The organism is Methanofollis formosanus (assembly GCF_019633745.1).
Taxonomy (GTDB): domain Archaea; phylum Halobacteriota; class Methanomicrobia; order Methanomicrobiales; family Methanofollaceae; genus Methanofollis; species Methanofollis formosanus.
The window spans coordinates 2,603,004-2,628,858 of record NZ_CP037968.1 but is presented as its reverse complement, the minus strand read 5'-3'; the positions used below and the strand labels follow the sequence as shown (position 1 = coordinate 2,628,858).

General features: G+C 60.7%; 26 protein-coding genes and 1 tRNA gene. 12 read left to right on the top strand and 15 right to left on the bottom strand.

The annotated features are described in order from the left end of the window. The first annotated feature begins 7 nt into the window (after nucleotides 1-7). The 6 genes from E2N92_RS12030 (at nucleotide 8) to E2N92_RS12005 (ending at nucleotide 7,378) form a co-directional block, all read left to right on the top strand. Nucleotides 8-1,282 carry an ArsB/NhaD family transporter gene (locus E2N92_RS12030; protein WP_220681391.1) on the top strand — a complete coding sequence of 425 codons (1,275 nt, stop codon included), beginning with the start codon at nucleotides 8-10 and terminating at the stop codon, nucleotides 1,280-1,282. A gap of 515 nt (nucleotides 1,283-1,797) precedes the next feature. Continuing rightward, entirely contained in the window at nucleotides 1,798-2,847 is a 1,050-nt protein-coding gene (locus E2N92_RS12025; RefSeq protein WP_220681390.1) for a hypothetical protein, read from the top strand. A gap of 3 nt (nucleotides 2,848-2,850) precedes the next feature. Beyond that, entirely contained in the window at nucleotides 2,851-3,774 is a 924-nt protein-coding gene (locus E2N92_RS12020) for a hypothetical protein (RefSeq protein ID WP_220681389.1), read from the top strand. Nucleotides 3,775-3,994: 220 nt separating this feature from the next. Beyond that, nucleotides 3,995-4,918: a TolB family protein gene (locus tag E2N92_RS12015; protein WP_220681388.1), complete on the top strand. Its 924-nt coding sequence runs from the start codon at nucleotides 3,995-3,997 to the stop codon at nucleotides 4,916-4,918. A 721-nt stretch (nucleotides 4,919-5,639) separates the two neighbouring features. Then, complete coding sequence (locus tag E2N92_RS12010) at nucleotides 5,640-6,917, top strand: ArsB/NhaD family transporter (RefSeq protein WP_220681387.1); 1,278 nt, start codon at nucleotides 5,640-5,642, stop codon at nucleotides 6,915-6,917. An 8-nt stretch (nucleotides 6,918-6,925) separates the two neighbouring features. Then, a complete protein-coding gene (locus E2N92_RS12005; RefSeq protein ID WP_220681386.1) occupies nucleotides 6,926-7,378 on the top strand; it encodes a universal stress protein in 453 nt (150 codons plus the stop codon). Here E2N92_RS12005 and E2N92_RS12000 read toward each other — a convergent pair. The 4 genes from E2N92_RS12000 to nadX form a co-directional block, all read right to left on the bottom strand. Beyond that, the gene (locus tag E2N92_RS12000) at nucleotides 7,365-8,348 is read right to left on the bottom strand and encodes a HEAT repeat domain-containing protein (RefSeq protein ID WP_220681385.1); all 984 of its coding nucleotides are present in this window, start codon (nucleotides 8,346-8,348) and stop codon (nucleotides 7,365-7,367) included. The two genes, E2N92_RS12005 and E2N92_RS12000, sit on opposite strands and share 14 nt — an antisense overlap. A gap of 146 nt (nucleotides 8,349-8,494) precedes the next feature. Continuing rightward, nucleotides 8,495-9,337, bottom strand: a complete 843-nt coding sequence (gene nadC / locus E2N92_RS11995) for a carboxylating nicotinate-nucleotide diphosphorylase (protein WP_220681384.1) — start codon at nucleotides 9,335-9,337, stop codon at nucleotides 8,495-8,497. Then, nucleotides 9,334-10,227 (bottom strand): quinolinate synthase NadA, encoded by an 894-nt coding sequence (nadA, locus tag E2N92_RS11990; protein ID WP_220681383.1) that lies wholly within the window; start codon nucleotides 10,225-10,227, stop codon nucleotides 9,334-9,336. The genes nadC and nadA overlap by 4 nt, the downstream gene beginning before the upstream one ends. Then, a complete protein-coding gene (nadX, locus tag E2N92_RS11985) occupies nucleotides 10,224-10,985 on the bottom strand; it encodes an aspartate dehydrogenase (RefSeq protein WP_220681382.1) in 762 nt (253 codons plus the stop codon). The genes nadA and nadX overlap by 4 nt, the downstream gene beginning before the upstream one ends. A gap of 109 nt (nucleotides 10,986-11,094) precedes the next feature. Here nadX and E2N92_RS11980 point away from each other — a divergent pair, with 109 nt between their 5' ends. Continuing rightward, the gene (locus E2N92_RS11980; protein WP_220681381.1) at nucleotides 11,095-12,360 is read left to right on the top strand and encodes a tRNA (N(6)-L-threonylcarbamoyladenosine(37)-C(2))-methylthiotransferase; all 1,266 of its coding nucleotides are present in this window, start codon (nucleotides 11,095-11,097) and stop codon (nucleotides 12,358-12,360) included. A gap of 2 nt (nucleotides 12,361-12,362) precedes the next feature. Next, nucleotides 12,363-12,899 carry a hypothetical protein gene (locus tag E2N92_RS11975; protein ID WP_220681380.1) on the top strand — a complete coding sequence of 179 codons (537 nt, stop codon included), beginning with the start codon at nucleotides 12,363-12,365 and terminating at the stop codon, nucleotides 12,897-12,899. Nucleotides 12,900-13,425: 526 nt separating this feature from the next. Here the strand turns inward: E2N92_RS11975 and E2N92_RS11970 are convergent. After that, entirely contained in the window at nucleotides 13,426-14,013 is a 588-nt protein-coding gene (locus tag E2N92_RS11970; RefSeq protein ID WP_220681379.1) for an indolepyruvate oxidoreductase subunit beta, read from the bottom strand. Then, on the bottom strand, nucleotides 14,010-15,785 hold the full coding sequence (gene iorA, locus E2N92_RS11965) for an indolepyruvate ferredoxin oxidoreductase subunit alpha (protein ID WP_220681378.1): 1,776 nt from the start codon (nucleotides 15,783-15,785) through the stop codon (nucleotides 14,010-14,012). Before iorA ends, E2N92_RS11970 begins: the two co-directional genes overlap by 4 nt. Nucleotides 15,786-15,920: 135 nt before the next feature. On the opposite strand from iorA, the gene E2N92_RS11960 reads away from it, so the two are divergent. After that, nucleotides 15,921-15,993, top strand: a tRNA-Ile gene (locus tag E2N92_RS11960). Nucleotides 15,994-16,267: 274 nt separating this feature from the next. On the opposite strand, the gene E2N92_RS11955 is transcribed toward E2N92_RS11960, so the two are convergent. The 5 genes from E2N92_RS11955 to E2N92_RS11935 form a co-directional block, all read right to left on the bottom strand. Then, nucleotides 16,268-16,483, bottom strand: coding sequence for a hypothetical protein (locus E2N92_RS11955; protein WP_220681377.1), 216 nt, complete (start codon nucleotides 16,481-16,483; stop codon nucleotides 16,268-16,270). Beyond that, entirely contained in the window at nucleotides 16,483-16,899 is a 417-nt protein-coding gene (locus E2N92_RS11950; RefSeq protein WP_220681376.1) for a hypothetical protein, read from the bottom strand. Before E2N92_RS11950 ends, E2N92_RS11955 begins: the two co-directional genes overlap by 1 nt. 717 nt (nucleotides 16,900-17,616) lie before the next feature. After that, complete coding sequence (locus E2N92_RS11945) at nucleotides 17,617-17,937, bottom strand: hypothetical protein (protein ID WP_220681375.1); 321 nt, start codon at nucleotides 17,935-17,937, stop codon at nucleotides 17,617-17,619. Beyond that, nucleotides 17,937-18,188: a DUF4405 domain-containing protein gene (locus E2N92_RS11940; RefSeq protein ID WP_220681374.1), complete on the bottom strand. Its 252-nt coding sequence runs from the start codon at nucleotides 18,186-18,188 to the stop codon at nucleotides 17,937-17,939. Before E2N92_RS11940 ends, E2N92_RS11945 begins: the two co-directional genes overlap by 1 nt. A 59-nt stretch (nucleotides 18,189-18,247) precedes the next feature. Further along, nucleotides 18,248-19,036 carry a hypothetical protein gene (locus tag E2N92_RS11935; RefSeq protein ID WP_220681373.1) on the bottom strand — a complete coding sequence of 263 codons (789 nt, stop codon included), beginning with the start codon at nucleotides 19,034-19,036 and terminating at the stop codon, nucleotides 18,248-18,250. 360 nt (nucleotides 19,037-19,396) lie between these two features. Here E2N92_RS11935 and E2N92_RS11930 point away from each other — a divergent pair, with 360 nt between their 5' ends. Both E2N92_RS11930 and E2N92_RS11925 read left to right on the top strand, forming a co-directional pair. After that, entirely contained in the window at nucleotides 19,397-19,540 is a 144-nt protein-coding gene (locus tag E2N92_RS11930; RefSeq protein WP_220681372.1) for a hypothetical protein, read from the top strand. Continuing rightward, the gene (locus E2N92_RS11925) at nucleotides 19,528-19,713 is read left to right on the top strand and encodes a hypothetical protein (protein WP_220681371.1); all 186 of its coding nucleotides are present in this window, start codon (nucleotides 19,528-19,530) and stop codon (nucleotides 19,711-19,713) included. Before E2N92_RS11930 ends, E2N92_RS11925 begins: the two co-directional genes overlap by 13 nt. A 23-nt stretch (nucleotides 19,714-19,736) precedes the next feature. On the opposite strand, the gene E2N92_RS11920 is transcribed toward E2N92_RS11925, so the two are convergent. Next, nucleotides 19,737-20,267, bottom strand: a complete 531-nt coding sequence (locus E2N92_RS11920; protein ID WP_220681370.1) for an LURP-one-related/scramblase family protein — start codon at nucleotides 20,265-20,267, stop codon at nucleotides 19,737-19,739. A 216-nt stretch (nucleotides 20,268-20,483) separates the two neighbouring features. Between E2N92_RS11920 and E2N92_RS11915 the strand changes: the two genes are divergently transcribed. Next, nucleotides 20,484-20,837, top strand: coding sequence for a DUF5518 domain-containing protein (locus E2N92_RS11915; RefSeq protein ID WP_220681369.1), 354 nt, complete (start codon nucleotides 20,484-20,486; stop codon nucleotides 20,835-20,837). Between the two features lie 20 nt (nucleotides 20,838-20,857). On the opposite strand, the gene E2N92_RS11910 is transcribed toward E2N92_RS11915, so the two are convergent. The 3 genes from E2N92_RS11910 to serS form a co-directional block, all read right to left on the bottom strand. Further along, on the bottom strand, nucleotides 20,858-22,111 hold the full coding sequence (locus E2N92_RS11910; RefSeq protein ID WP_220681368.1) for a chloride channel protein: 1,254 nt from the start codon (nucleotides 22,109-22,111) through the stop codon (nucleotides 20,858-20,860). 185 nt (nucleotides 22,112-22,296) lie between these two features. Next, the gene (locus E2N92_RS11905) at nucleotides 22,297-22,968 is read right to left on the bottom strand and encodes a TMEM175 family protein (protein ID WP_220681367.1); all 672 of its coding nucleotides are present in this window, start codon (nucleotides 22,966-22,968) and stop codon (nucleotides 22,297-22,299) included. Between the two features lie 1,486 nt (nucleotides 22,969-24,454). Beyond that, a complete protein-coding gene (serS, locus tag E2N92_RS11900) occupies nucleotides 24,455-25,732 on the bottom strand; it encodes a serine--tRNA ligase (RefSeq protein WP_220681366.1) in 1,278 nt (425 codons plus the stop codon). Nucleotides 25,733-25,855 lie beyond the last annotated feature (123 nt).

Here is a 25,855-nt window from a genome sequence, read left to right as displayed (position 1 = left end):
ATCAGCCATGATAGAAGCAGAAATCCTTGCAATAGGGGTATTTCTCGTCACCTACGCCCTCATCATCGACGAACGGATCCACCGGGCCGTTGCGGCGATGGCCGGGGCGGCGGTGATCACCTTCTCCCAGGTCGTCCCCTGGGAAAAGGTCCCTGAATACCTGGACCTCGGGACGATCTTCCTCCTGATGGGGATGATGATCATCGTGAACACCGCACGCGGGAGCGGGCTTTTCGAGTATATCGCGATCAGGACCGCCAAACTCGCGAAGGGCAGCCCGATGCGGGTGCTGATCCTCTTCTCGATCGTCACCGCGGTGACGAGCGCCTTCCTGGACAACGTCACGACGGTGCTCCTCCTCACCCCGATGCTCCTGTACATCGCGAAACTGATGAAGCTCAACCCGGTGCCCTTCCTGCTCTCCGAGATCTTCGCATCCAACGTGGGCGGCGCAGCGACGCTCATCGGCGACCCGCCCAACATCATGATCGGATCGGCCGCCGGCCTCGGCTTCAACGACTTTCTCATGACCATGGGACCGGTCGTCGTCGTCGACATGATCATCATGCTGGTCATGCTCTACTTCATCTACGGCAAGCAGCTGCGGGTCGAGCCTGAGGAGCAGAGATCGATCGCAAAGACCATCGACGACCTCGACGAAAGGGCGGCGATCCTGGACCGTTCGCTCTTCAACAAGTCGGTGATCACGATCCTCCTGGTCGTCGCCCTCTTCTTCGTGCACGGCAGTCTCGGGGTCGAGCCGGCGATCGTGGCGCTGACCGGCGCGGCGATCATCCTCTTCTGGAGCCGCCTGCCCCCCGAAGAGATCCTGGAGAAGATCGAGTGGCCCGCCCTCTTCTTCTTCGGCGGGCTCTTCATCATCGTCGGTGCCCTCGTCGAGACCGGGCTCATCTCCCAGGTGGCGGAGTTCGTGGTCAGCCACGTCCACACCACCGGCGAGGCGATGATCATCATCGCCTGGTTCTCGGCCATCGCCTCGGCGATCGTGGACAACATCCCGCTCACCGCCACCCTCATCCCCCTCATCCAGGACATGGGGATGACGATGGAGGTCGAACCCCTCTGGTGGGCCCTCTCTCTTGGCGCCTGCATGGGCGGGAACGGGACGGCCATCGCCGCCTCGGCGAACGTCGTGGTCATCGGGATCGCCGAGCGCGAGGGGATCTCCATCTCGTTCATGGAGTTCCTCAAGATGGGTGCGCTCATCCTCTTCGTGACCGTGGCCGTGGGCCTCGGGATCCTCCTCCTCATGTTTACGTGAGGGAGGAGGGTTGTTTTTTTGGGATAAGCTCTTGACCGGGAGAGGGGTTGCCCCCCCCTCCCGGACCCTCCCCGCAAAAGAGAGAACCGAAGACGGCATCACGCTCGCCAGGATCTTCGACGCTACCTTCCCCCCCATCTTCACGAAGATAGGGGGGATGGCGATTGAGGGGTGCCCTCCCTACCGCCCTGTCACAAGGAGAGGGATCGAGGATCTCTCCACACCCAGAAGATCTGCGATGAAAAATGTTCATGAGATATGCCTGGGGGTGCTTTCGCCACAGGAGCGATTAAAAGGGGCCTATTTTGAAATCGTCTTGCGTTTGATGTTTTACCTCCTCCAAACAGTTTTCCAGACTGATTGATTCTTCTCTTGGCTGACATTAGTTTGGCACGTATGATTTCATTAAATAATACCAATTTATAAAATCTTATATCTAAATAATAACGAAATAATATATAATAACAATTATTGGCGACCATCCAATTCAGATATAGTATACAACAGGTGACGTGATGACAGACCTCTACGTACTTGCCTCGATCCCGGATCAGGGAAAAACTACCACGGCCATCCTGCTTGAGAAACAGTTACGAAATGAAGGTAAACGTGTAGCGTGCCTCCAGACGAATAAAGATCAGAATGACGTTCACCGGTATTTGTTCGAGGATTGCTATCACTATTCGGTTCCGCTGGAGGCGGCACGGAGTAAAAGTGCGTTCGAACAGTGGGTCCCCGCGGGGTACGATGCTTATATCATGGAGATCACGTTTGCCTATGCCCCGCTGCGTGCCGTATACGTCGACCTGTTCGAGAACATCAATGAAGTCGTTTCATATGATGCACGCGAAAACTGGAAGGAATATGTTTCTGATTTCTTCAAACAGCTATGGAGCAAGAGAAGACACGGAATTGGCCCCTCGCAGGATCTCATGGCATTCTGGGATCGTGTCCATGACCGGAATGTGCAGACCATCCTGACAAAAACTCCCGCCGTCCTCGACGGTCCCTGTGTCGGTACGGATAAAATCCTGTATCATGCGGATCAAATTGCCGCAGAACCGATCGAACCGGAGATGGAGCTCCCAAGAGGAATCGGGAAGGTAATAGCCGTCGGTTCTTTTCCTGCCGAATATTGGGATATCTTTCCTTCGCTCACCTGGTTCCGGTTCGATTACGCTGCTTTCATGGAGAGGTTACGCAAGGAAAAATACGATATTGCGATCATCGGTGCCAGCGGGGCCGACAAAATGAAGCTCCAGGACCGACCGGATCACGGTTCTCTTATCTGTTACCAGCCTACCCTGTACCTCGATCTGGAGAGAAAGCGGATTCGAGAGCCGCTGTCCGGAGATTACCATACCCTCTTCTCGACCATCAAGCAGCAACCTCCCGGAACGCCCCTGTGTCCGGAGGGGGAGCCGTTTTGCCAGTTTAACAACCGATTCTGGGTTCACCAGAAGTATGTTTCACCCGAGCCGGTCTGGAGGGACGGCAATACGGTGTTCTGCAACGGATGGGTGCTTCCGCAGCATCTGATCCGCGAGGGGTACCTGGAGGTGTGAGGCATGGGAAGCGTTGTATATCCGCCGGTGGTAACACGGGTCAGCCCGGCAGATCCGGATGTCGGCGATCCCGTCGGGGCGGAGCGGACGTTCACGGCCTCGTGCGACCAGCCCGCCACGCTGACGTTCTACCTGGACAGAGAACTGGTGCACACGAGCGGATCAGGCGTCCAGCAGGCATCATACACCTTCCAGAGCGCCCCGCTCGGGGAGCACACGGTGCGGGTGGTCGCGGCGAACGAAAATGGGTCCGGGGAGAACTACTGGAACTGGGATGTGATATGGCTTCCCCAGAGCACGCTTCAAGAAGTACTATCGGTAGTCAAAGATTACCCTGGGAACCCGGGTCATACAGTTGCCGCATTTTTTTCGGTTGTTATAGAATATATGGGAAAATGTGAACTGTATGATGGAGACTGGCTATATGACTTCAGATTAGCTGCAGCAGGGATGATGAGAGATGATGAGGACAGTCGTTATCCAGGAATACGAGGGATGGGTATTACAGTACAGGAAAACAGTAACCAGACGAGTCAGGAGTTATATATCTCGCTTGATCCGAATTGTGTTGGAGCATGGCCAGTAGAGGAACTGCAGAAACCTAATTATGAATTATATGAGGCTCTTTTTTCACTATGCTTGGAGCCGGTTCCATTTGCCGGTTTCTTTCTGGATTGTACCGATCTCATTCTCGCTCTAGTAAGACCTCCCACATATGCATATGATGTTCAAAAAGTTGATTATGATTGGAGTTTTTCATCGGAACAAGCGGATGTAGCCTATGTATTACGCTGGTCTGTTCGTGTCAGATCAGGAGAGACGATAAGTTTCGAGTTTAACCCATGGTTGTTTGGAGTGCCCGAATTCTGGTTCGAATGTGATAAAAAAGTTACTATCCATGCTGCAGAGGATCCGGCATATGAATAGACCTCGCAGTTCGCCATATAATAAACAATACTTCCATGGGCTCTCGATCCCGTGCATCACGATGTTCCTTCTTTTTATCCTACTGGTTCACGCAGCATCCGCAGACGTTCGCGATCCTGTTCAATTAACCGATGCCCACATTGAAGGGACGTGTCTATACCCCAGTTGGAGCCCCGACGGAACACGGATTGCATATCAGGGAAATTCTTCTCTCTGGATTATGCGTAGCGACGGTTCGGAAAAGACCCGGCTGCCGGTGGACTCACCCGTTGTGCATCCCGGCTGGAGCCCGGCAGGAGATGAGATCGCATTTTCACAGAGCGACGGAGAGGAACTCGACGTATGGGCTATCAGGAGCGACGGAACCGGGGCAATCCGTCTCACCAACGCTCCTTACGACGATTTCTTCATCTCCTGGAGCCCGGACGGAACGAAAATTGCATTCTTCTCGAACAGATCCGGATCCCGGGAACTTTGGGTCATGAAAGCGGACGGCAGCAACCAGCACCGCGTTTTTGACGGTGAAGTATGTGATTACCAACTGGTGGACACTATTGATGTAAGAATATCCTGGAGTCCATCTGGAGATCAAATCGCAATACCATCCTTTGCAGATAGCAGATATGATATCTGGATTGCCGATGTTTCAGGTGGAAAAAAGACGCCACTCCTCTTGAAATGGGCGTTTAATCCAAAATGGAGTCCTGAAGAGAAAGATATCGCGTATTTTTCTATGGATGTGTGGACGATTCGTCCGGACGGTAGCGGCGGGTGCCAGCTTACCGATGATGGATGTTCGGGTGGAATGGCGCTCGGATGGAGCCCCTCAGGTCGGAAGATTGCCTACTCGTCCTGCGGGGAAGTCAAAGTAATGGATTGGGACGGAAGTGCGCAGCAGACGGTAAAACCACTTGGTCCTCCGGTATCCCGCGAACTCTACTGGAGCCCGACAGGCGATACGATCATCATGAGCGACGGACGGGAGATTTATCTGATCGAGCTTGATGAGCACACCAGAGATAATGCTGCATTAGCAGGCGAAGATGACAGAATGTCACCGGTGCCGGGATTTATTGCGATAAGTTCGGCTTTCGCACTTGTTCTGTTATGGTGCTGTATTTCCTTCAGGAAGAAATGCGCATAATTGGAATCTGTAGAATCAGGCATGAACCTAGGCTCAAGCATACGGGATGAAAATTTTCTGAGCTGCGCTACGGTGTGTGGGCGGGATCCCAATCCTCGCGACAGAACCTTTGGAAGATCTGGTTTCATCGCCGCCCCCCGGCTATCCTCGTCGTGGGGGTCCGGGGGCAGAGCCCCCGGCGCGAGATTGCGGGAAAGATTTGACGATTAGGGGCGGCCGATCCATCAGAGGAATTTTCTATCCTCTGCGTATCGGCTTCAACGTGATATGGCAAGTTCAAACTCTCATGAAAACCTGAAGAGAGGATCGTCAGGATCATTTTCATGGTAATTGTTCATGAAGCGAAAGCACCCCTCAAGCATACATGACACGGCAGCGGATGGAAACACAACACCCTGCCGCCCCACACAGAAGAGACGATCCAGAAGGGAGGGCTGTCGCCCCTGATTCTATCTTCTTACGGGGTGCGAGTGGAGTGAGCATGAGAAGGCTTCCAGCCTTTGAGGGCTGATCCTCCACACTGAGATCTATCCGGGGAATTTCTCCAGATCTCTATTTTTCGCAAGGCTGATGTGGCGTGAGCAACAACATTTCTTCTGCACACCAGAGGAGCGTGACATGCCGTCACTCTCCCCCCACCAATCGACCTTCTCCGGGAGGCAAAGAACACGGACACCATACCCTATGAGCCACACACTCACGAACAATCGGAGGAAGCGCCATGACCGGCCCTGAACTCATCGCCATCGCGATCTTCCTCTTCACCTACGCCCTGATCATCGACGAACGGATCCACCGGGCAGTGGCGGCGATGGCCGGCGCCGCGGTGATCGCCTTCGCCGGGATCGTCCCCTGGGACAAGATCCCCGAATACCTGGACCTCGGCACCATCTTCCTCCTGATGGGGATGATGATCATCGTGAACACCGCACGCGGGAGCGGGCTCTTCGAGTACATCGCGATCAAGACCGCCAAACTCTCGGGAGGCAGCCCCATGCGCGTGCTGGTCCTCTTCGCCATCGTGACCGCGGTGACGAGCGCCTTCCTGGACAACGTGACGACGGTGCTCCTCCTCACCCCGATGCTCCTGTACATCGCGGGGGTGATGAAGCTCAACCCGGTGCCCTTCCTGCTCACCGAGATCTTCGCCTCCAACGTGGGCGGCGCAGCGACGCTCATCGGCGACCCCCCGAACATCATGATCGGATCGGCCGCCGGCCTCGGGTTCAACGACTTCCTCTTCACGATGGGCCCGATCGTCGCCGTCGACTTCGTGGTGGTCATCCTCTTCCTGGCCCTCCTCTACCGCAAGAAGATCGCCGTCGGAGAGGAGGCGATGGGAGAGATCGTGCGCAGCCTCGAAGCCCTGGACGAACGGGCGGCGATCAAAGACCGCGCCCTCTTCACCAAGTCGGTGGTCACCATCCTCCTGGTCGTCGTCCTCTTCTTCGTGCACGGCAGCCTCGGCGTCGAACCCGCCGTCGTGGCCCTGACCGGTGCGGCGCTCATCCTCTTCTGGAGCCGCGTGCCGCCCGAAGAGATCCTGGAGAAGATCGAATGGCCCGCCCTCTTCTTCTTCGGCGGACTCTTCGTCATCGTCGGCGCCCTCGTCGAGACCGGGCTCATCGCCCAGGTCGCGGAGTTCGTCGTCGGCCACGTCTCCTCCACCGGCGAGGCGATGATCATCATCGCCTGGTTCTCGGCCATCGCCTCGGCCTTCGTCGACAACATCCCGCTCACCGCCACGCTCATCCCCCTCATCCAGGACATGGGCACGGCGATGGACGTCGGTCCCCTCTGGTGGGCCCTCTCCCTGGGCGCCTGTCTGGGCGGAAACGGGACGGCCATCGGTGCCTCGGCCAACGTGGTGGTCCTGGGGGTCGCCGAGCGGGAAGGCATAAATATCAGCTTCATCGAATTCCTGAAGATAGGAATGATCGTCCTCGTCCTGAGCGTGGCGATCGGCCTCGGCCTCCTCTGGCTGCGCTTCATGTGGTGATGATGACAATGAAAATACTGGCACTCATCGACGGCTCCAAGTGGGGGCACAAAGCGGCCCTCCACGCCATCTCAATCGCAAAAAAGAAAAAAGACGCCGAGATCGTACTCCTCTCCGTCATGGACCGGCGGGAGGCGCGGGTGATGGCCTTCAACTACTGCACCCAGAGCAACAAGTGCGACATCATCGGCACCTACGAACAGAACATCTGGGACTCGATGCACCAGAGCATCATGAGCGAACTCGAGAGCCTCAAGACGTACTGCGCCGAAGAAGGGTGCCGGTGCACCGCCAGAGTCGCCGAAGGGAGCAGAAGAGAGGAGATCGTCGGGGAGATCAACGCCGGCGGGTATTCGCTCGTCGTGATGGGCGCCCACGGCCGGACCGGCCGTCTGCAACTGGGCAGCACCCTGGGCGAGATCAGCGGGGAGATCGAGACCCCGGTGCTTATTGTCCGCTGACCGAGAGGTCGGCGAAATTTCTATTTTTTCTCTGGATCGCCGAGAGCGAGTTGAGGACCGCGACCCTGACGCAGGGCTCGCAGAAATCGTAGATCTGCTGGAGCGGGACAAAGGCCCTGACGTCCCCGATCTTGCCCAGGGCCTCCGCGGCCTCGTACCGGCAGTTCTCGTCGTGCCTGAGCACGGCGACGAGGGGTTCCACGGCGCGGGGGTCGCCGATCTCGCCGAGGATCTCGACGGCCGTCCGGCGCACGTCGGCCGAGTCGTCGGTGAGGAGGGCGAGGAGGGACTCGACCACATGGCTGCCGCCGATCTTGACGACCGCCTCCGCGGCGACGAGCCGCACCTCCCAGTTCCGGTCGGCGAGGCGTTCGAGGAGGGGCGCTTCGGCCGCCGGGTCGCCGATCTTGCCCAGGGCCTTCGCGGCCTCGAACCTGATCTCGTAGTTCCTGTCCTCCAGCGCCTCGATGAGGGGCCCGACCGCCCGGTGGTCGCCGAGTTCGCCGAGGGCGAAGACGATCCCGTCCCGGCCGTCGGTCCCGTCCTTCTCCTGCAGGGCCTCGAGGAGATAGTCCACCGCGCGCGGGTCGCCGATCTCGCCGAGCCCGGTCGCCGCCCCCCACCTGACGTCCGGGTCCTCGTCCCTGAGCGCCTTGATCAGGGCGCAGACGGCGCCCGCGGCCTGCATCCCGCCGAGACTGATCGCCGCCTTCCACCTGACGTCCTTGTCTTTATCTCTCAGCACCCTGACCAGGGCCTCGACCGCCCGGTCGTCCCCGATCTTACCGAGGGCCTCTGCCGCACCCCAGCGCACGTATTTGTTCCGGTCTTGGAGGGCCTCGATGAGCCGCGGGACAGCAGGTGCTCCGATCTCCACGAGGGAGGCGACCGCCTCCCACCTGGCGGCGAGGTTCGGGTCCTTGAGGTCGAGGACCAGGCCGTCGATCTCCTCTTCCAGCGAATCCTCCATCTCACCTTCCCGACGATTGATATCCTGAATGTCTGCTCCCATGCTCCAATCCTGAAATGACTTAATCAGTACGGTGTGAAATCTTATCAAACTTCCCGCTACGCCCGGCTATGACGGGAAGTGCGTCCCCCCCATATACTCATTATTCAGACGATATCGAGCCCGACGTCCACGTTCCTGACCGTATGGGTCAGGGCACCCATGCTGACCAGGTCGGCCCCGGTCCCCCCGTAATCAGGGGCGGTTTCGGGCGTTATTCCCCCCGAGACCTCGACGAGGACGCGGTCGCGCAGACCGGCCGCCTGAAGCGCCTTGATTGCGCCGGCGACCGCCGCAGGATCCATGTTGTCGAGGAGGATCAGGTCTGCGCCGGCCTTTGCGGCGACGACGGCGTCTTCGGCCGTCTCCACCTCGATCTCCACCTTGTGATAGAGGGTGTAGGCGCGGGCCCGCCGCACCGCCTCCTCGAACCCGACGAGGCCGAGGTGGTTGTCCTTGATGAGGACCATGTCGGAGAGGGAGAGGCGGTGGGCCTCCGCCCCGCCGAGGACCGCGGCCTTCTTGTCCAGGGCCCGGAGGCCGGGCGCGGTCTTCCGCGTGGAGGCGACCTTCAGATGGGGGTCGGCGGCCTCCACCGCCCGCACTGCCGCCCGCGTCGCGGTGGCGATCCCACTCATCCGGCCGATGATGTTGAGGACCGTGCGTTCGCCCAGGAGGACGGCGCGGGCCGGCCCGGAGACGGTCATCACCGTCGTGCCGGGGTCGACCTCCGCGCCGTCCTCGACCGTCGCCTCGGCCTCGACGCCGAGGTGTCTGAAGAGGGCGACGCCCTCCTCAAGCCCGGCGATGACGCAGCGTTCCCGCGTCCTGACCGCCGCGGCGAGCACGACCTCCGCGGGCACCACGGCCTCGGAGGTGATGTCGCCGAAGGGGGCGTCCTCCTCCAGGAACGAGACGAGGCGCCCGAGGTCGACGGTCGTGCTTCTCACCCCCTGAGGGCGATCATCCGCTCGATGGCCGTGCGGGCACGGGCGGCGACCTCATCGTCGATGGTCACCTCGTACTCCCCGGTCTCGAGGGCCCTGAGCACGTCTTCGAGGGTCGTGCGCTTCATGTCCTCGCAGACGACGCCCTCGACGGCATGGAAGGTGCGATCAGGGAAGAGGCGGCCGAGACGGTAGGCCATCCCCTCCTCGGTGAGCACCGTCCAGTTCTGGTGGAGGTGCGCCTGTCTGGCCATCCCGCCGGTGGAGGCGATAAGGTCTGAAGCCTCCTGGATCGCGGGGTCGCATTCGGGGTGGCAGACCACGGCGTCGCCCCGTGCGTGCCCGGCCTCGACGTCGGCGAGCGTGTATTTCCGGTGGACCGGGCAGTGGCCGCCCTCCGGGAGGGGGATGACCATCTTCTCCGGCACCTGCGCTGCGACATAGTGCGCCAGGTTGGCGTCGGGCCCGAAGAGCACCGTCTCCTCGGCAAGGGACCGCACCACCTCGACGGCGTTCGCCGAGGTGCAGGTGATATCGGCCTCGGCCTTGGACTCGATCGTCGAGTTGACGTACAGCACCACGGCGGCGTCAGGGTGGCGGGCCCTCGCCTCGCGGACCATCTCCGGGGTGAGACAGTCGGCGAGCGGACACCCGGCGTTCTCCACCGGGAGGATGACCTTTCTCGAGGGGTTGAGGATCTTCGCGGTCTCGGCCATGAACTCGACCCCGCAGAAGATGAGCACGTCGGCGGTGGCTTCCTTGGCCTTGATCGCGAGTTCCAGGCTGTCGCCTACAAAGTCGGCGATGTCCTGGACCTCAGGTATCTGGTAGTTGTGGGCGAGGATCACCGCGCCCTGTTCTTCTTTGAGTTTCCGTATTTCGTCCTGGATCATGTTCCCACTCTCATCGGTTCGCCGAGGTTCTTGAGCAGGGTCACGATCGAGAGCGCGGCAAGGTAGCTGGTCGCCGGGTTGTCCGGGCTCGGCAGGTTCTTCACGGTGATCGTCGCCTCACCGAAGTCGCCTTCGATGAAGATCTCGTGCACGTTCCTGTCGACGCTCGGGTCGGCCCAGAGTTCCACCTCCACGTCCCTGCCGGCGGCGAGTTCGAGGGCGACCGAGACGTTGGTATTCTTGGGATAGTGCCTGATGCACTCGTTCGCCATCCCTGAGAAGAGGCACGTGCGTTCGGCGCACTCTTCGATATTGAGGGACCGCGGGTTCTTGGTCGTGCGCAGCAGCAGTCTGGTGATCCCTGAGACTTGCCCGATCTTGAGGTTGTCGAGTCCGAAGATCGCCCCGCTCGGAATATAGATCTTTTGGCCGAGGGACGAGGCGAGGTCGGTGATCTCCTGTCTGAACAGTTCGTCGGCAAAGACTCCGACGCTCATGACGACAAGGTCTTTCCCATGTTCAAGAACCGAGGCGGCATATTTCTGAGCGGCATCGATGGAAGCCGCTTCAACAACGATATCGTAGTCTTCATTGAGAAAGTCTTCGATATTTCCAAACGCCTTCGCGTCGCAGAGTTTCCCAGCCTCCTCTGCACGTCCGGGCATCTGGTCAAAAAGGGCGACAATATCGACTCCTACATGATTTTTAATTATGATATTCCCGATATTGCCGCACCCTAGCAGGCCTATGGTGAGCATCTGTATATGATAGGTGGAAGGGGGGTTAAGGGTTGTGCTGGGGGAGATCCGGCGCCCTCTGCGGCCGCAGTCTGCAGACTGATATGGGGTGGGAACAGAGGGTATAGGGATGGACGAGTTCAGGGACAGGCGGGTGTGGATCGAGACCTACGGATGCACCTACAACCAGGCCGATTCTCACCGGTTGGCCGGGATCCTGGAGGGGCAGGGGTGTCAGATCGTCGACGATCCGGCGGCGGCCGATCTGGTCGTCGTCAACACCTGTATCGTCATCGGCCGGACCGAGCGCCATATGCTCAGGCGGATCCGGGCGTGCGCGGACCGCGACCTGGTGGTCACCGGGTGCATGCCGGTGGTCATGGGGGAGGCGGTCCTGGCCGCGGCGCCGCACGCGCGCCTCGTCCTCCCGGCCGAGATCGACCGGCGCTGGCCGGCGGGGTGTGCGCAGACGGGGGGCGCGGTCGGGATCCTCCAGATCTCCTCAGGGTGCGTGGGCCGATGCGCCTACTGCATCACCCGTGCGGCGCGGGGGAGGCTGCAGAGCCGGCCGGCGGATCGGGTCTGCGAGGACCTGGCGGCCCTCGTGGCCGGCGGGGTCGCGGAGGTGCAGGTGACGGCGCAGGACGTGAGCGCCTGGGGGCTTGAAACCGGCGACGGGCGTCTGCCCGACCTGGTGCGGGCGATGACGGCGGTGCCGGGCGAGTTCAGGCTGCGCCTGGGGATGATGAACCCGGCGACGGCGCTCGACTCGCTCGATGCCCTGGTGGAGGCGTGCCGAAACGAGAAGGTCTTCTCCTTCGTCCACCTCCCGGTCCAGTCCGGGTGCGACCGGGTGCTCGCTTCGATGCGGCGGGGCAACACGGTCGCGGAGTTCGAGGAGGTCGTCGCCGCCTTCCGCGCCGGGGTGCCGGGGGTGCGGGTCTGCACCGACCTCATCGTCGGCTACCCGACCGAGACCGAGGAGGACTTCGAGGAGACCCTGGCGATGGTCGAGCGGGTCAGGCCCGACAAGGTGAACATCACGCGCTACTCGGTGCGGCCGGGCACGCCGGCGGCCGACCTGAAGCAGATCCCCGGACGGGTGGTGAAGGCGCGTTCACGTCGTCTGGACGCCGCGGTCAAGCGGATCTTTTCTGAGAAGAACGAGGCGGTGCTGGGCCAGGTCGTGCGGGCGGTGGTCGTGGGGCAGAAGCGGCCGGGCTCGGTGGTGGCCCGCGACCAGGCGTACCGCGAGATCGTGGTCCAGGGCGACCTGAAGCCCGGGACCTGGGTCGAGGTGGAGGTGACCGGGAACCGGACGGTGTACCTGACCGGAAGGCTGAACGAAGGGTCTACATATAGTGATAGGTCAAATTCAGTACCAACGGAGCATTAGGCATGGACGAGATCGAAGCAGGGCTTGCGGCCCTTATCAACCGGATCAAAGCGGCGAAAGAGGAGAAGGAACATCTCGCCGGCGACCTTGCCGGGCGGGAGGCCGACCTGCTCGTGCGGATGGGCGAGATGGCGGCGCCCCTCATCGGGGAGGTCGGGGTCAGTCTCCTGGAGGCCGGGCGGCAGGACGCACAGGGCCAGATCTTCAAGCCCCTGTACTACCGGGAGAAGATGATCGTGCTGGGCAAGACCGATCCGATGCCGTACCGTCCCGACGATGCGAGCAAGCAGGTGGCCGACCAGTACTGCGTCCTCACCGAGAAGGGCGAGTTCGCCGAACTGATGTACAGCGCCGACGGCCAGATGGTCGACTCGTACTTCTGCCCCCTCGCCCCCGCGGAGGCGGTGGAGATCTATGGCTATGACCTGATGCTCATGCTCTACCGCGCCCTCCAGGAGTATCTCACCGGCGAGGAGGAGATGGTCGAGGCGCTGGGCAAGACCCTCGCGTTCCTGAAGGAAGGGGCGAAGTCGAAATAATTTTTTTGTGGGGGCGATGGCGGCCCGGGATATTTTTTGGTGGCGTGACGATCAGATGTGCCGCCCTCACTTCGTAGAATTTTTCCTGCCGTCTCGCGCCGGGGGTTGCGCCCCCGGACCCTGCCGGAGAGAGGATAGGCGGGGGCGGCGATGACGCGAGGTATCCACCCATTCTCCGGTCTTGAAAAAGAGCGATCGAGCGATGAGAAATTTTCATCACATATGCTTGAGGCATGCGTTCGCCTCATGAGCAATTCTCCAGAGCCCATATTTTCTACGATGTGCCGTCCACCCCTATCCTCATAATACGAGGGTTCGGGGAACCCGAACCCTCGACGGTGGCGATTGGCGGGGGCGGCGATGAGGTGGATCCGGCGAGCCCTCTCCCATCTCTCTGGCGGTGTGCCGTCCGCTCCAATCCTCAAACCCTTGCGGCGACACCAGAAAGAGAAACAAGAGATCGAAGACGGCCGCTCCGCTCCCGCGTTCATTCTTCAAAAAACCCGAGGGGGGAAAGATCCCCCGCTCATTCCTTCTTCAGCCCGGCCTCGCGTCCCAGGGCAAAGGCCCTGAGGTTGAGGTCGAGGGTCTTTGGCGGGACCGAGCGCCGCACCGCTTCTTCCAGGCTCTCGGGTTTGAGCGGGAAGGAGGGCGCCGCGGCGCCGAGCATCACGACGTTCTGCACAATGAGGTTGCCGGCCTCGGTGGCGAGGCCCGCGGCGTCGACCATGGTGAGGTCGAAGTCGGCGAGGTCGGCGACGAGGGCGTCGCGGCCCGGCATTTCCAGGCCCTGGGTGTGGACCGAGGTGGGGACGACGGTGTGGTCGTTGACGAGGATCCGCGCTCCCTTCTTGAGGTAGTGGCGGTACCGCACCGCCTCCAGGAGGTCGAGGGCGATCATCAGGTCGGCGCCGCCCGGCACGATGAGGGGGCCGAACTCCCCGCCGATCCTGACGTGGCTCTCCACCGACCCGCCGCGCTGGGCCATGCCGTGGGTCTCCACGCCCTTGATCGGGGTCTCCTCGATGAGGCAGGCCTCGCCGATGATGTTCGAGGCAAGGATGGTGCCCTGCCCGCCGATACCCACGATCAGTACGTCAAAACTGCTGTTCATCTCCGTCCCTCCTTTCCGATGGCGCCGGTGGGGCAGAGGTCGGCGCAGACCCCGCAGCCGTTGCAGAGTTCGTTGATCACGGCTTTGTCGTTCTCGTCGCGCCCGATGGCCGGGCACCCGAACCTGAGGCAGGCGCCGCACGCGGTGCAGACCTCGGGGTCGACGACGTACCGGCCCCGCCTGACCTTCGCCCGCTTCGCGGTGATGACGCAGGCCTGTTTGGCGATGACCACCTTGACGCCGGGCCGAGCCTTCGCCTCCTTGAGCACCTGGAGGGTGGCGGTGAAGTCGTAGGGGTCGACGGTCTCGACGAACTGCACGCCGCATGCCCGGCAGAGGGCTTCCAGGGAGACCGGAACAGTTGCTTCGCCCATCGCCGTCTCCCCGGTGCATGGGTTGGGCTGGTGGCCGGTCATCGCAGTGATCCGGTTGTCCAGGATGACCAGGGTAATCTCGGCGTTGTTGTACACCGCGTTGATGAGCCCCTGGATACCGGTGTGGAGGAAGGTCGAGTCGCCGATGGTGGCGACGACCGGCCGTTCTTCACCAGAGTGAGCGATGCCGCTCCCGACGGTGACCGAGGCGCCCATGCAGATGGTGGTGTCCACGGTGCCGAGCTGGAGGCCGAGGGTGTAGCACCCGATGTCTGAGGGGTAGATGCCGTCAGGGAAGGCCCGCTTGATCGCGTAGAAGACCGAGCGGTGCGGGCACCCGGCACAGAGGATCGGCGGCCTTGGCGGGAGGCCGGCGGCCGGGGCGGCGGGCGCCGGGACAGGCGAGGCCGCGAGGATCCCGGCCTGCACCATGGCGTCGGCGACGACGGCCGGGGAGAACTCGCCCTCTTTGGGGACGATCCCGTCCATCTGCCCGAAGACCTTCACGCCGCAGGAAAGTTGGCGGAGCCGCTCTTCGACGATCGGTGCGCCCTCCTCGACGATCAGCACGGTCTCGTGCGCCCGGACGAACTCCTCCATCCAGGCCGGGTCGACCGGGAAGCACCCGATCTTCATGAAGGAGACGTCGGCCGGGAGCACCTCGCGCACGTAGGAGGCGGCGATCCCGCAGGCGACGACCGCGGCCTTCCCGCGGACCTCGGCGGTGTTGTACCCGAGGGCGTGGACGGCCTTCCTGACCGCGGGCTGCTTCTCGTTGAGCCGCTTGTGGAGCACGCGGGTGTGCGCCGGGACCACGACGTACTGCGTCGGGTCCTTCTCGAAGGCGCCGGTGCGGTGCTCCTCGCTCACGTCGCCCAGGTCGACGTCGCCCTTGGAGTGGCAGATCCTGGTCGTCGGCCGGTACAGCACCGGCAGGCCCACCGCTTCGGAGAGGGCGAAGGCGTCCTTCATCATGTCGTGCGCCTCCTGCACGCTCGCGGGGACCATGCAGGGGATCTTTGCGAAGTGGGCGTAGCGCCGGGTGTCCTGCTCGTTCTGCGAGGAGTGGGCGTAGGGGTCGTCGGCCGAGAGGACGACGAACCCCCCCTTCGCCCCGGTGTAGGCGCTGGTCATCAGGGGGTCGGCGGCGACGTTGAGGCCCACGTGCTTCATGGTCACCATCGAGCGGAGCCCGCACCAGGATGCGGCGAGGGCGTTCTCGAAGGCCACTTTCTCGTTCACCGACCATTCGATGTAGAACTCCCGCTCCTTCTGCGCCCTGAGTGTGTCGACCACCTCGGACGACGGTGTTCCGGGATAGCCGCTCGCGAAGTCGATGCCCGCTTCGATGCAGGCATGGGCGATGGCTTCGTTCCCAAGGAGGTATCGTTTCACCATATTCTGCGTCCCATGGTATGTACGCCTGACTCCTTTTTAATGATCTGTCACGGGGGCGGGTCGTGGGGCAGGAGACGGCGCAACCTTTAAATCTGTGTTCGTACAACATTTACAGGCACTAACAGGCACCGAAGAGGGCCCGTAGCATAGTCGGTGGTGCACCCGGCTGATAACCGGGAGGTCGTGCGTTCGAGTCGCACCGGGCCCATTGCTTCTCTTTGTTTTTGTTGTTTTTTGGGATGTTTTTTCGATAGTGCACCCGCCTGATAATGGGCGGTCGTGCGTCGGGGTGCCCCATTCATCTGGATGAAACCATGCCCCCGACAAAGATAGGGATGGGTCGGCACCACCCTCTTCATGATCGCTTCCGGGCAATCGTTATGGCCGTGCAGAGGCGTGTGAAAAATGGGAAGTGGCACCGGACCAGAAGCACGTCCTGGTCATGCCGCATGAAAAAAGTTCTGTGAATCAGCGCGACATTTTCAGGCCGCGGACTCAAGATATTTGTACAGCAGATACGCACCGACGATGATCAGTCCCAGCGTCACGACGGTTTCAAACGTAACGTCCTCTGCTCCCGGCTGCTCAACGACAACATATCGCCGTAATTCATCTTGTTCATTCGGGGTCAGCGACGTGTGTTGAGCCTTGCCTAAGAGGTACTCCATCCTTTCAAATTGTGCAGGCGTCAACGGCATCAGTCATCCCCTCTTCGTTTCTTGTATATCTCCTCCGAACCCAGGAGACCGGCCTTCATCAACAGGTCAGAAGTGGTCTGCAACGCTAATAATTCTTCCTTCAGTTGGGAGTTCTTATCCTGGAGTCTTCGCTCGATCTGATCCGTTCTATTCCAGAGTTCTCTGTCGGCCTGGTCGTATTTGCTTTCAAAGGACTCCAAGCGTGCGTATATGTTCTCGATCCGGATGGTGCAGTTCTCAGTTTTAGCGTTCAGGTTCTCTAGAGACGAGGTGAGGCTCCCGATTTTTCCATCGACCTGATCCCGGACCTCATCTTTGTACTGATAATATGCCCGCCATGACAGCACCACCTGCCCCAACACGAGCAAGATGAGTCCGACCACCAACGCCCCCACCCACTCATCTGGAATTTGCATGGGAGGGGAATCAGTCCATGAGGATTTATGGGTATCCAAATTATCTTATGGCATGATTTGAGGCAGTGTTCCCGGAGCCCGTATCTGTCATCCGAGTTAGAGGAATAATATATATTATTGCTCCAGAGACGCATCCTGATCAGAACACGATTCCAAAGTCTAAACAGGGTGAAGACAATGAGCCCGGAGACGGAGATCGACAAAACCCACTCTGACCTCCCGCCAGCACCGCGGCGAAGGCATGCGTTCATGGGCCCCGGCCTCACAGAATCCGAGCGGAAAGCACTTGCCGACTCCATCGCAGAGAACCGGGAAACTCTCGAAATGATGGCAAAACATTAATCGACTCGTTTTTTCAGATCATTTCCAGATTCAACGTCCAATATCTCCCCCATCATGCCGATAGTCCGCACCATCGATAATGCAGAAAACCCCGGGAACATGACTGAGACCCACCCCCAAATACCCCCATATCACCCCCCATTTCACGAACCACACCCCTGATCCGGGTCCGTATCGGCCTTCGTTTCCGATCCCCCCATAACGCCCTTTATTCATCCAACGCCAAGAGGAAACCACCCCTCACCAGGCCCGCTGATGGCCCATATGATTGCAAGTAATACCAAACGCCAGGGCCACCCAGCACGGCCACGGAAGGGGCGGAAGAGACGCGAGGATATCGCCCCGATTTCGAAGAATCTTATCCCGAAAAAAGGTTCATTCAGCCGTCACCCCCAGGTCGCACCGCCCGTCCTCATTCAAATCAGTCCACAACGAGCACCCCGGCGACCCGCAGCAGTGGTTCCCGAACGGGCAGGTGCCGGCAAGGGAAGAGGAATTCTCCTCCGCATCACCCGACTCCCCGGTCGCCAGCGTGTCGGCGTCGCCGCATGCCTCCTCCTCCTGCGTTGCCACCGTCAGGTCGTCCCCGACGCCCGCCGGAGCGCCCTCGCCCATACACCCCGCACAGCTCATGGCCATGCCGAGGAGCACGATCATCTGCACACCATAAAAAAAATCTCTTCCCTGCAGTCCCATCACCTCATATGCAGTTTTTTCCGTGTCATTGCCGCGAGCCACCGCCAGTGCATCGCCACATGCACCAGAGCGAGCACACAGAGCGCCAGACCGGACCAGTCATGGATCAGCGTCATGGTGCCGAAACCATGACACCCCCACCCCGGCACACCCACAAGCCCGGGCCATTTGAGAATGCCGGTGACGCCGCAGAGGAGAAAGGCGATCACCATCCCCATATCGATACAATAGAGACTATCTCGTCGTTCCATCTTCATCCTGGTTTGAAAAAGTGAAGGGTCGGCCCCCGAACCACCCTTCAAAGACCCTGTCACTGCCTCCTATGCATCACAATCAGGCCGACGCAGAGAACGCCGAGCAGTGCGAGAAAGATCCCGCCGCCCATCACATCCGGTGCCTCCTCTTCCGGCTCTTCGACCTCGTTGAAGAGTTCATAGTCAGGCATCTGCAATACCGCGTCCCTGGTGGCGGAGTAATCCGACACAAACTGTTTGATCTCGTCCGGCGTCGCGGTCTTCTCGAACTTCACCTTCTTTCTCATCTCGGCAAAGCCCTCCGGGAAGATCTCTCCTGAAACCGTACGTTCGACCGACGTGCCGGAGGAGCGTTGGGTGATCTCGAACCTGAAACTCTCAAGCGTCCGTGCCTTCGAGTTCTTCTTGATCGCGGACTGTGTCAGGCTGGCGATCGGGACGCCGTCGACGCCGATGAACTCCACCTCTCCCCGGTACGCCGGGTCCATGCCCGGACCGGTGCCGGTGACGTACCACGCCGCATGGACCGATCCGTTCGAGATAAGCCAGCACTTCAGACCGATGTCGGAACGTTCCGGGATCTCGTCGCCCCAGATCTCCTGGATCCCGCTGAGAAGCGCCCGGTAGGTACACCCGCAGCAGATACAGACATCGGGATTTTTGCCTTCAAGCGCGCCGTGGTAGGCACCGACATCGTCGAGCGTGATCTCGACCGGTTCCCCGTTCTCTGAGACGACGATCGGCCCGAGGTCCACCTCGGGCGCCGGGGAGGCGCCGGGCATATGAGCAGAGACGCACTGGCAGAGCACCAGCGCGGCAAACAGAACAAACAATCTTTTCTTCATCGCGTATCAACCCGCATCAATGGTACGGCCTCTCTCCACCGCAGTACGAACGCCAGGGAAAGACCGTCCCTGCCCCCGCCTGGCGGCACACGCGGTGCACCTCTCTGTGCGGGGACATACTGCGTACAAAATCTACAGTTCGGCGATAATCAAGAGTCTCCAAAAGAATTTCGGGAAATGGGGGGAATACCCCAGAATTTTCGGAAAAAGTGACCCGGCAAAACCTCTTCGATCGGTGTCCAGGCCCATGATCGGAAGAATATATTAACTCATGTATCACATCCTCTCCCTGAGCAAATGATACCCCCCCGACCCCCTGTTCCTGGATGTACCCCTTCGAACCAACGGAGCGTCGGAACCATGCTGACCAGACCCCACATCCCCCTCACCATCTTCGCCACGCCCGTCATCCTGTACAGCGTGATCACCGGACAGTGGATCCAGGCCGCCCTCATCGTCGGCCTCGCCCTCGTTCTCCTTACCATCTGGCGATGCTGGCAGTGAGCGGCGGCGCCGGAAGCACTGAACCCATGCTGACAAAATTCCTCATCCCCGCCACCGCCCTCGCCACGCTCATCGCCATCTACTGCATCCTCACCGGACAGTGGATACTTGCCGCATTTTTCCTCACCATCGCCTTCGTTCTCGCCCTCATCGCTCTCTGGAAAGACTGGTAACAAGCAGGGACGTCTCCGCCAGGTCAATCGTGCGCCATCTGGTCGATCGCCGCCGTTATCGCCAGGACGAGCGCAGCGTCATGGCCGGGTGCGATCTCCACGCCGTAGGTGTCCCGGATCCTGAACCACTTCTTCGAGACCTCCGCGACCCGCTCCCGCCCGGCATCGATCCGGTACTCGTGGTCCAGGATGTTCCCCTGCACACTCCAGTCCTCCCCCTCGGGGATCTTCACCGTCCACCGGTCCCTGAGCGGGGCGATCAGCGCCTTCTTGATCGTCGCCGCCGTCCCCCCCTCGGCCCGCTCGATCTCCATCGTGTCCTTGATACGGAGCATCCGCTCCTGGATTTTGTAGAGGTCCTGCCCCCCCCTGTCCTGGATGACCAGCGTGTTGCGGACGCGGAGCATCTTCCCGTCCACCTTGAAGGCCTTCTCTCCGGCCTCGTCCTCGATCCAGTAGTCGTCCCCGAAAGCGATGATCTTCTCTCTCATCCTGTACCGGTGTGCCCCTTCCTCTCTGCGCCGCAGGGCGGCGCCTCCCCTTCGTCGCAACATACTCCTGACTCCCCCGGACCCTCACCGGCCCGCGACCCGCGGGCAGTACCCGAGATCAGTATTATAGATTTTCCCGGAAACCACGCCCCGCCTCCACTCCGGTGGCCCCCGCCCACTTTATATAGGCCCAGGGATATCTCCATCCCGCCACGCATCCGGGAACGCGGTCGGCCTGCCGGACCCTCCCGGACGCCCATGGCAAGGAGGACGAATTCCATGAACGGATCAAATTCACGGCAGTTCTGGACCGGCGTGATCGCGGGACTGGTGGTGGCGCTCATCGTCAACTACCTCATCACCATCGGCGGCGCCTTCATCGGCGGCATCGTGACCGGCGTGATCGTGCGGGGCGGCGCAAAGAACGGGGGGAAAGCAGGCGTCTATCTCGGCCTCCTGAACGCCGTGGTGCTGGCGGCCGCCATCTTCGTGTACGGCATCGAGACCGCCCCACCCGACATCAGTTACCTCGGGTTCCTCGGCTCGACGCTCTTCATCGTCGTCGCCCTCTTCCCGCTCTTCGGCCTCTTCGGCTATGTGGGCGGGCTTATCGGGGGGTCGCTAACAAAGTGAGGCAGGTGCAGGTGCCCGGATCACCTCACCCCCTCCAGTTCAAGGTTCTGCTTCCTGACCACCGCGGCCCGAAAGAGCGAGACCGTGATATGTGCGGTCACGACGGCAAGGCCGATCGGGGCCATTGCGCCCGGGGCGATGCCGACCGTACCGAACGCGATCAGGACGAGGGCGACCGGTGCGGTCAGGAAGGCGCCCGGCACCGCCGCCAGCATCGCCCCGACACAGAGGGCGATCGGGATCTCGGGGAAGAGGCTGTGCACGAGGAGCCCGGCGGTCCCGCCGACAAAGATCATCGGGAAGACCAGACCCCCCAGAAAGCCGCTGGACTGACTCAGTGCAATGGCGACCATTTTGGCGATCAGGACGGCGGCAAGAAACCCTGACCCGAGTGCGGCAGAGACCTGAAGTTCCGCGGCAAGTTGACTGCTGCCGCCGGTTGCGGTCAGGGGCAGGGCCCATGCGATCAGGCCGACGAGTGCGCCGCCGACCGTGCCGCACAGAAGAGGACTGGAGGCCCGCTCGAACACGATCGTAACTGCCTTGCTGACGAGGGCAAACACGATCAGCACGACTGCGGCCAGAATCCCGAGCAACGCTCCGATCAGCAGATGAACGTACTGGAACTCAAACGCCGGAAGGGGATAGGAACCCAGAATGGCGCTTCCGGTCACGCCATAGAAAATGAGCGCGCCGACGGTTGCCCCGAAAAGTTCGGGGATGAACGCGGCCAGGTAGTTCTTCTTCGACGTCGGCGAGAGTTCGGAGGCGAGAATGGTCGCAAAAATCGGAGCGGAAAAGGCGCCTCCGAGGCCGCTCGCCATACCCGTGAGCGTGTACTCCTGTCTCGCTTCTTCGTCCGCTATGCCCAGGCGGGTCACGAGCCACGAGCCAAATGCGCCCCCCATCACGACGAGTGCAAATGACGGCCCCAGACTCGCGCCGGTAATGAGAGAGACCACCGATATCGCCACCCAGTACGGGGCGGTTCTCGGATCGATCCAGGCCTGTTGAGCGAGTGCGATGGCCCCCGGCACCTCGGAGGGAACCTTCCAGGCGGTGCGGAGCACGGCAACCGCAAGCCCCCCGAGGGCCGTGAGCAGTATCCACCACCAGGCGCCGGTCCACCAGTCGGTGCCCGAACCGCCGAAGAAAAAGCCGGTCCCCGTATTGACGATCCCCATGAAGAGAAGCGCCCACAGCCCGCCGGCCACCCCGAGTACCAGCGCAAGGGCGAGAAGTTTTTGGTACCACGGTTTTTCAAGTGGAAGCATATCGGCTCCTCTCCTTCTTTGAGCAACCTGCCCGATGACTTTTGACGGACCCGGATCATTCCGGCATCATATAAATATCCCTGTCGTGCGTGAGTCCGACAGAAAAATTGGAATCCACAGCCCCTGACGACTGAGACCTGATGCAAGGGGAGGTCCGGCGAAAGTGACGGAAGAGGATCTCTCGTTCACCTCTCCCGAGACCGCCTGAGGATCCGTTTATAGAAAAACGGCTGGACAAAGAAGAAGAACGCCACCGCGATGTACACCACGATCGCCGCCGGCGGCAGGAAGAGGGCGAGCAGCACCCCGATCCCGTTGAAGACGATGCCCGACCGCCGCCGTCTCTCCATGAGGCGGAAATCATCCTCGGCAAGCCCGTCGACGAGCAGTTCGGGGCGCCACGCGAGGTAGCGCATGATCGCACTCAGCATGACCGAGGCGACGAGGAGGTCCAGGCCGTAGACGAGGACCGAGAGGTGCGAACCCGCCCCGACGAGGTGGCCGGCCATCAACCTCGTGGTGAACGGCAGGAAGGAGACGAAGAAGAGCGTCATCAGGGTGAGGCGGAACGTGACCTCGTCTTCCTCGGCGGTCAGGCGGGTGATGGACGCATGCGTCATCCAGAACCCGCCGATGAATACGAAACTGATGATATAGGCGAGGAAGTCGGGCCATGCCTCCAGGAGCGCCGGGACCAGGGCTTCGCCGCCCTCCGGCACCGGGAGTTCGAGGACGAGGAGCGTGATGACGATCGCAAAGACGCCGTCGGCAAAGGCGTTCAACCGGTCGGCGGGGAGCACGTCGGTCAGGATACTCCGGCCCGGTCTCTTCTCTTCCTCGTCGCGGCGGCCCGCCATTCACCCCCCACCGGCGGGATGATGGGGAAGACGGGTGAAAATCTTTTGGGTCGGCAGGGGGTGGGACGGCAATTCAGATCATCACGCCGTCCTCTTTTCATGACCCTGAAGATTGGAGCGGAACGGAAGAGCGGAGATCCCTTTTCTGAGAGATAACGCGTGGTGCCGTCCCCGTTCTATCCTCTCGCGAAATGGCAGAGAAGATTCAGTGATCAGGAGGACGGCACATTCTGATCATCACGCCGTCCTGTTTTCATGACCCCCAAGATTGGAGCAGGACGGGAACAGTTCGATCACTCTTCGGCGGGATCACGCATCCGTGCCGTCCCCGTTCTATCCTCTCGCGAAATGGCAGAACGGATTCGGTGATGGTGGGACGGCATGGTTTGATCATGACGCCGTCCTCTTGTCATGACCCCGAAGATTGGAGCAGGACGGAGGAGTGGCGATCATCACTCAACAGGATCACGCATTCGTGCCGTCCCCCGCACTATCTTCTCGCGAAATGGCAGAACAGATCCGAAGATGAGGGGGACGGCACGTTCTGATCATCGTACTTTTCCTGTCAGCATGACCCCGAAGATAGAACCGGACGGGAAAGGGTTGATCACTCTTCGGCGGGATCACGCATTCGTGCCGTCCCCGTTCTATCCTCTCGCGAAATGGCAGAACGGATTCGGTGATGGTGGGACGGCATGGTTTGATCATGACACCGTCCTCTTGTCATGACCCCGAAGATTGGAGCAGGACGGAGGAGTGGCGATCATCACTCAGCGGGATCACGCGTTCGTGCCGTCCCCCGCACTATCTTCTCGCGAAATACCAGAAAAGATTCGGTGATGGTGGGACGGCATGGGTGATCATCACGCCGTCCTCTTTTCATGACCCCCAAGATTGGAGCAGGACGGGAAAGGGGCGATCACTCTTCGGCGGGATCACGCGTTCGTGCCGTCCCCCGCACTATCTTCTCGCGAAGTACTAGAAAAGATTCGGTGATGGTGGGACGGCATGGGTGATCATCACGCCGTCCTCTTTTCATGACCCCCAAGATTGGAGCAGGACGGGAAAGGGGCGATCACTCTTCGGCGGGATCACGCGTGATGCCGTCCTCCACCCAATCTTCTCGCGAAATACCAGACAAAATTCCGTTATGGGGGATGGCACATTCTGATCATCGTACCTTTCCTGTCGGCATGACCCCGAAGATAGAACCGGACGGGAACAGGTCGATCAATTTTCAACGGGATCAGACGCTCCGTGCCGTCCCCCGCACTATCTTTTCGCGAAATAGCGGAACAGATCCGAAGATGAGGGGACGGCACATTTTGATCACGACGCTTTCCTGTCTTCATGACCCCGAAGATAGAATCAGGACGGGAGATCGTGGATCTATTTTCTGAAAGATCGCGCGTGCTGCCGCCTACCGGCAAACCATACAGATCCAGAGGATTTCCCAGGAGCCAAAAAAAGAGAAGAATACTCAGTCTCACAGCGTCTCGATGCCGCCCATGTACTTCCTGAGCACCTCGGGCACCTCGACCGAGCCGTCCTCGCGCTGGTAGTTCTCGAGGATCGCCCGGATCGTCCGGGAAGTCGCCACCGCCGTGCTGTTGAGGGTGTGGACCGGCTGCTTGGAGGTGAAGTCGGAGGCGTCGCGCACCCTGATGTTCAGTCCGACCGCCTGGTACGCGGTGCAGTTCGAGCACGAGACCACCTCGCGGTACTGCTCCTCGCGGGGCATCCAGACCTCGATGTCGTACTTCTTCGCCGCGACCGTCCCGATGTCGCCGGTGCAGATGTTGACCACATGGTACGGGAGGCCGAGGCCCTGGAAGTATGCCTCAGCATTGTCCAGGAGTTCCTCGTGATATTTCCACGAGTCTTCGGGCTTGCAGAAGACGAACTGCTCCACCTTCGTGAACTGGTGGACGCGGAAGAGCCCCTTGGTGTCGAGTCCGTGGGCGCCGATCTCCCGCCTGAAACACGGGCTGATCCCGGCGTACTTCAGGGGGATATCTTTCTCCTCAAAGATCTCGTCCTTGTACATCGCCGCCATCGGGTGCTCGCTCGTGGCGATCATGAACTCGTCCTCGCCGTCGATCTTGTACATCACGTTCTCGAAATCGGCGAGGTCGGTGACCCCCTCGTACGCCGCCCGGTTCATCATGTACGGGGGCGAGACCGGGGTGTAGCCGCGCTCCATCAGCAGGTCGAGGGCGTAGCGCTGCAGCGCGAGGTCCAGGAGGACGAGGTTGCCCTTGAGGAAGTAGAAACCAGCCCCCGAGATCTTGGCCGCCCGCTCGAAGTCGGCCCAGTCGTGCTCGACGGCGAGGGCGCCGTGGTTCTGCAGCTCGAACGCCGGAACCTTCGGTTCGCCCCACCGCTTCACCTCGACATTCTCGGTATCGTCCTTGCCGACCGGGACGCTCTCGTGGAGGATATTGGGGATCCGCATCAGGTAGTAGTGGATCCGCTCGTCGATCGCGTCGAGTTCGGTCTCGGCCTCCTTGATCACCTTCGGGAGGGACGCCGCCTCTTCGAGGAGGGGCGCGGTATCCTCCCCTGCCTTCCTGGCGGCGTTGATCTCGCGACCGATCTTGTTGCGCCGGCTCCGCATCTGGTTGACCTGCGTCTGGATCTCCCGGCTCCGCCGGTCCTTCTCCAGCAGGTCGTCGAGCCACGCCAGTTTCTCCTCGTCTCCCCTCTTCGTCAGGTCGGCCCTCACGACCTCGGGGTGGTCTCTGATGAACTTCAACTCAAGCATTGTCTTCTCTCTCCCTCTGGTGCGGTGAATTCATAAATAGATTGGTTCCTGTCCTGATCTATTTGGATGCGATAGGTCTTGAGGGTTGCCCGGCGGGGGATGGCAGGAGGGAACTGCCCCGGA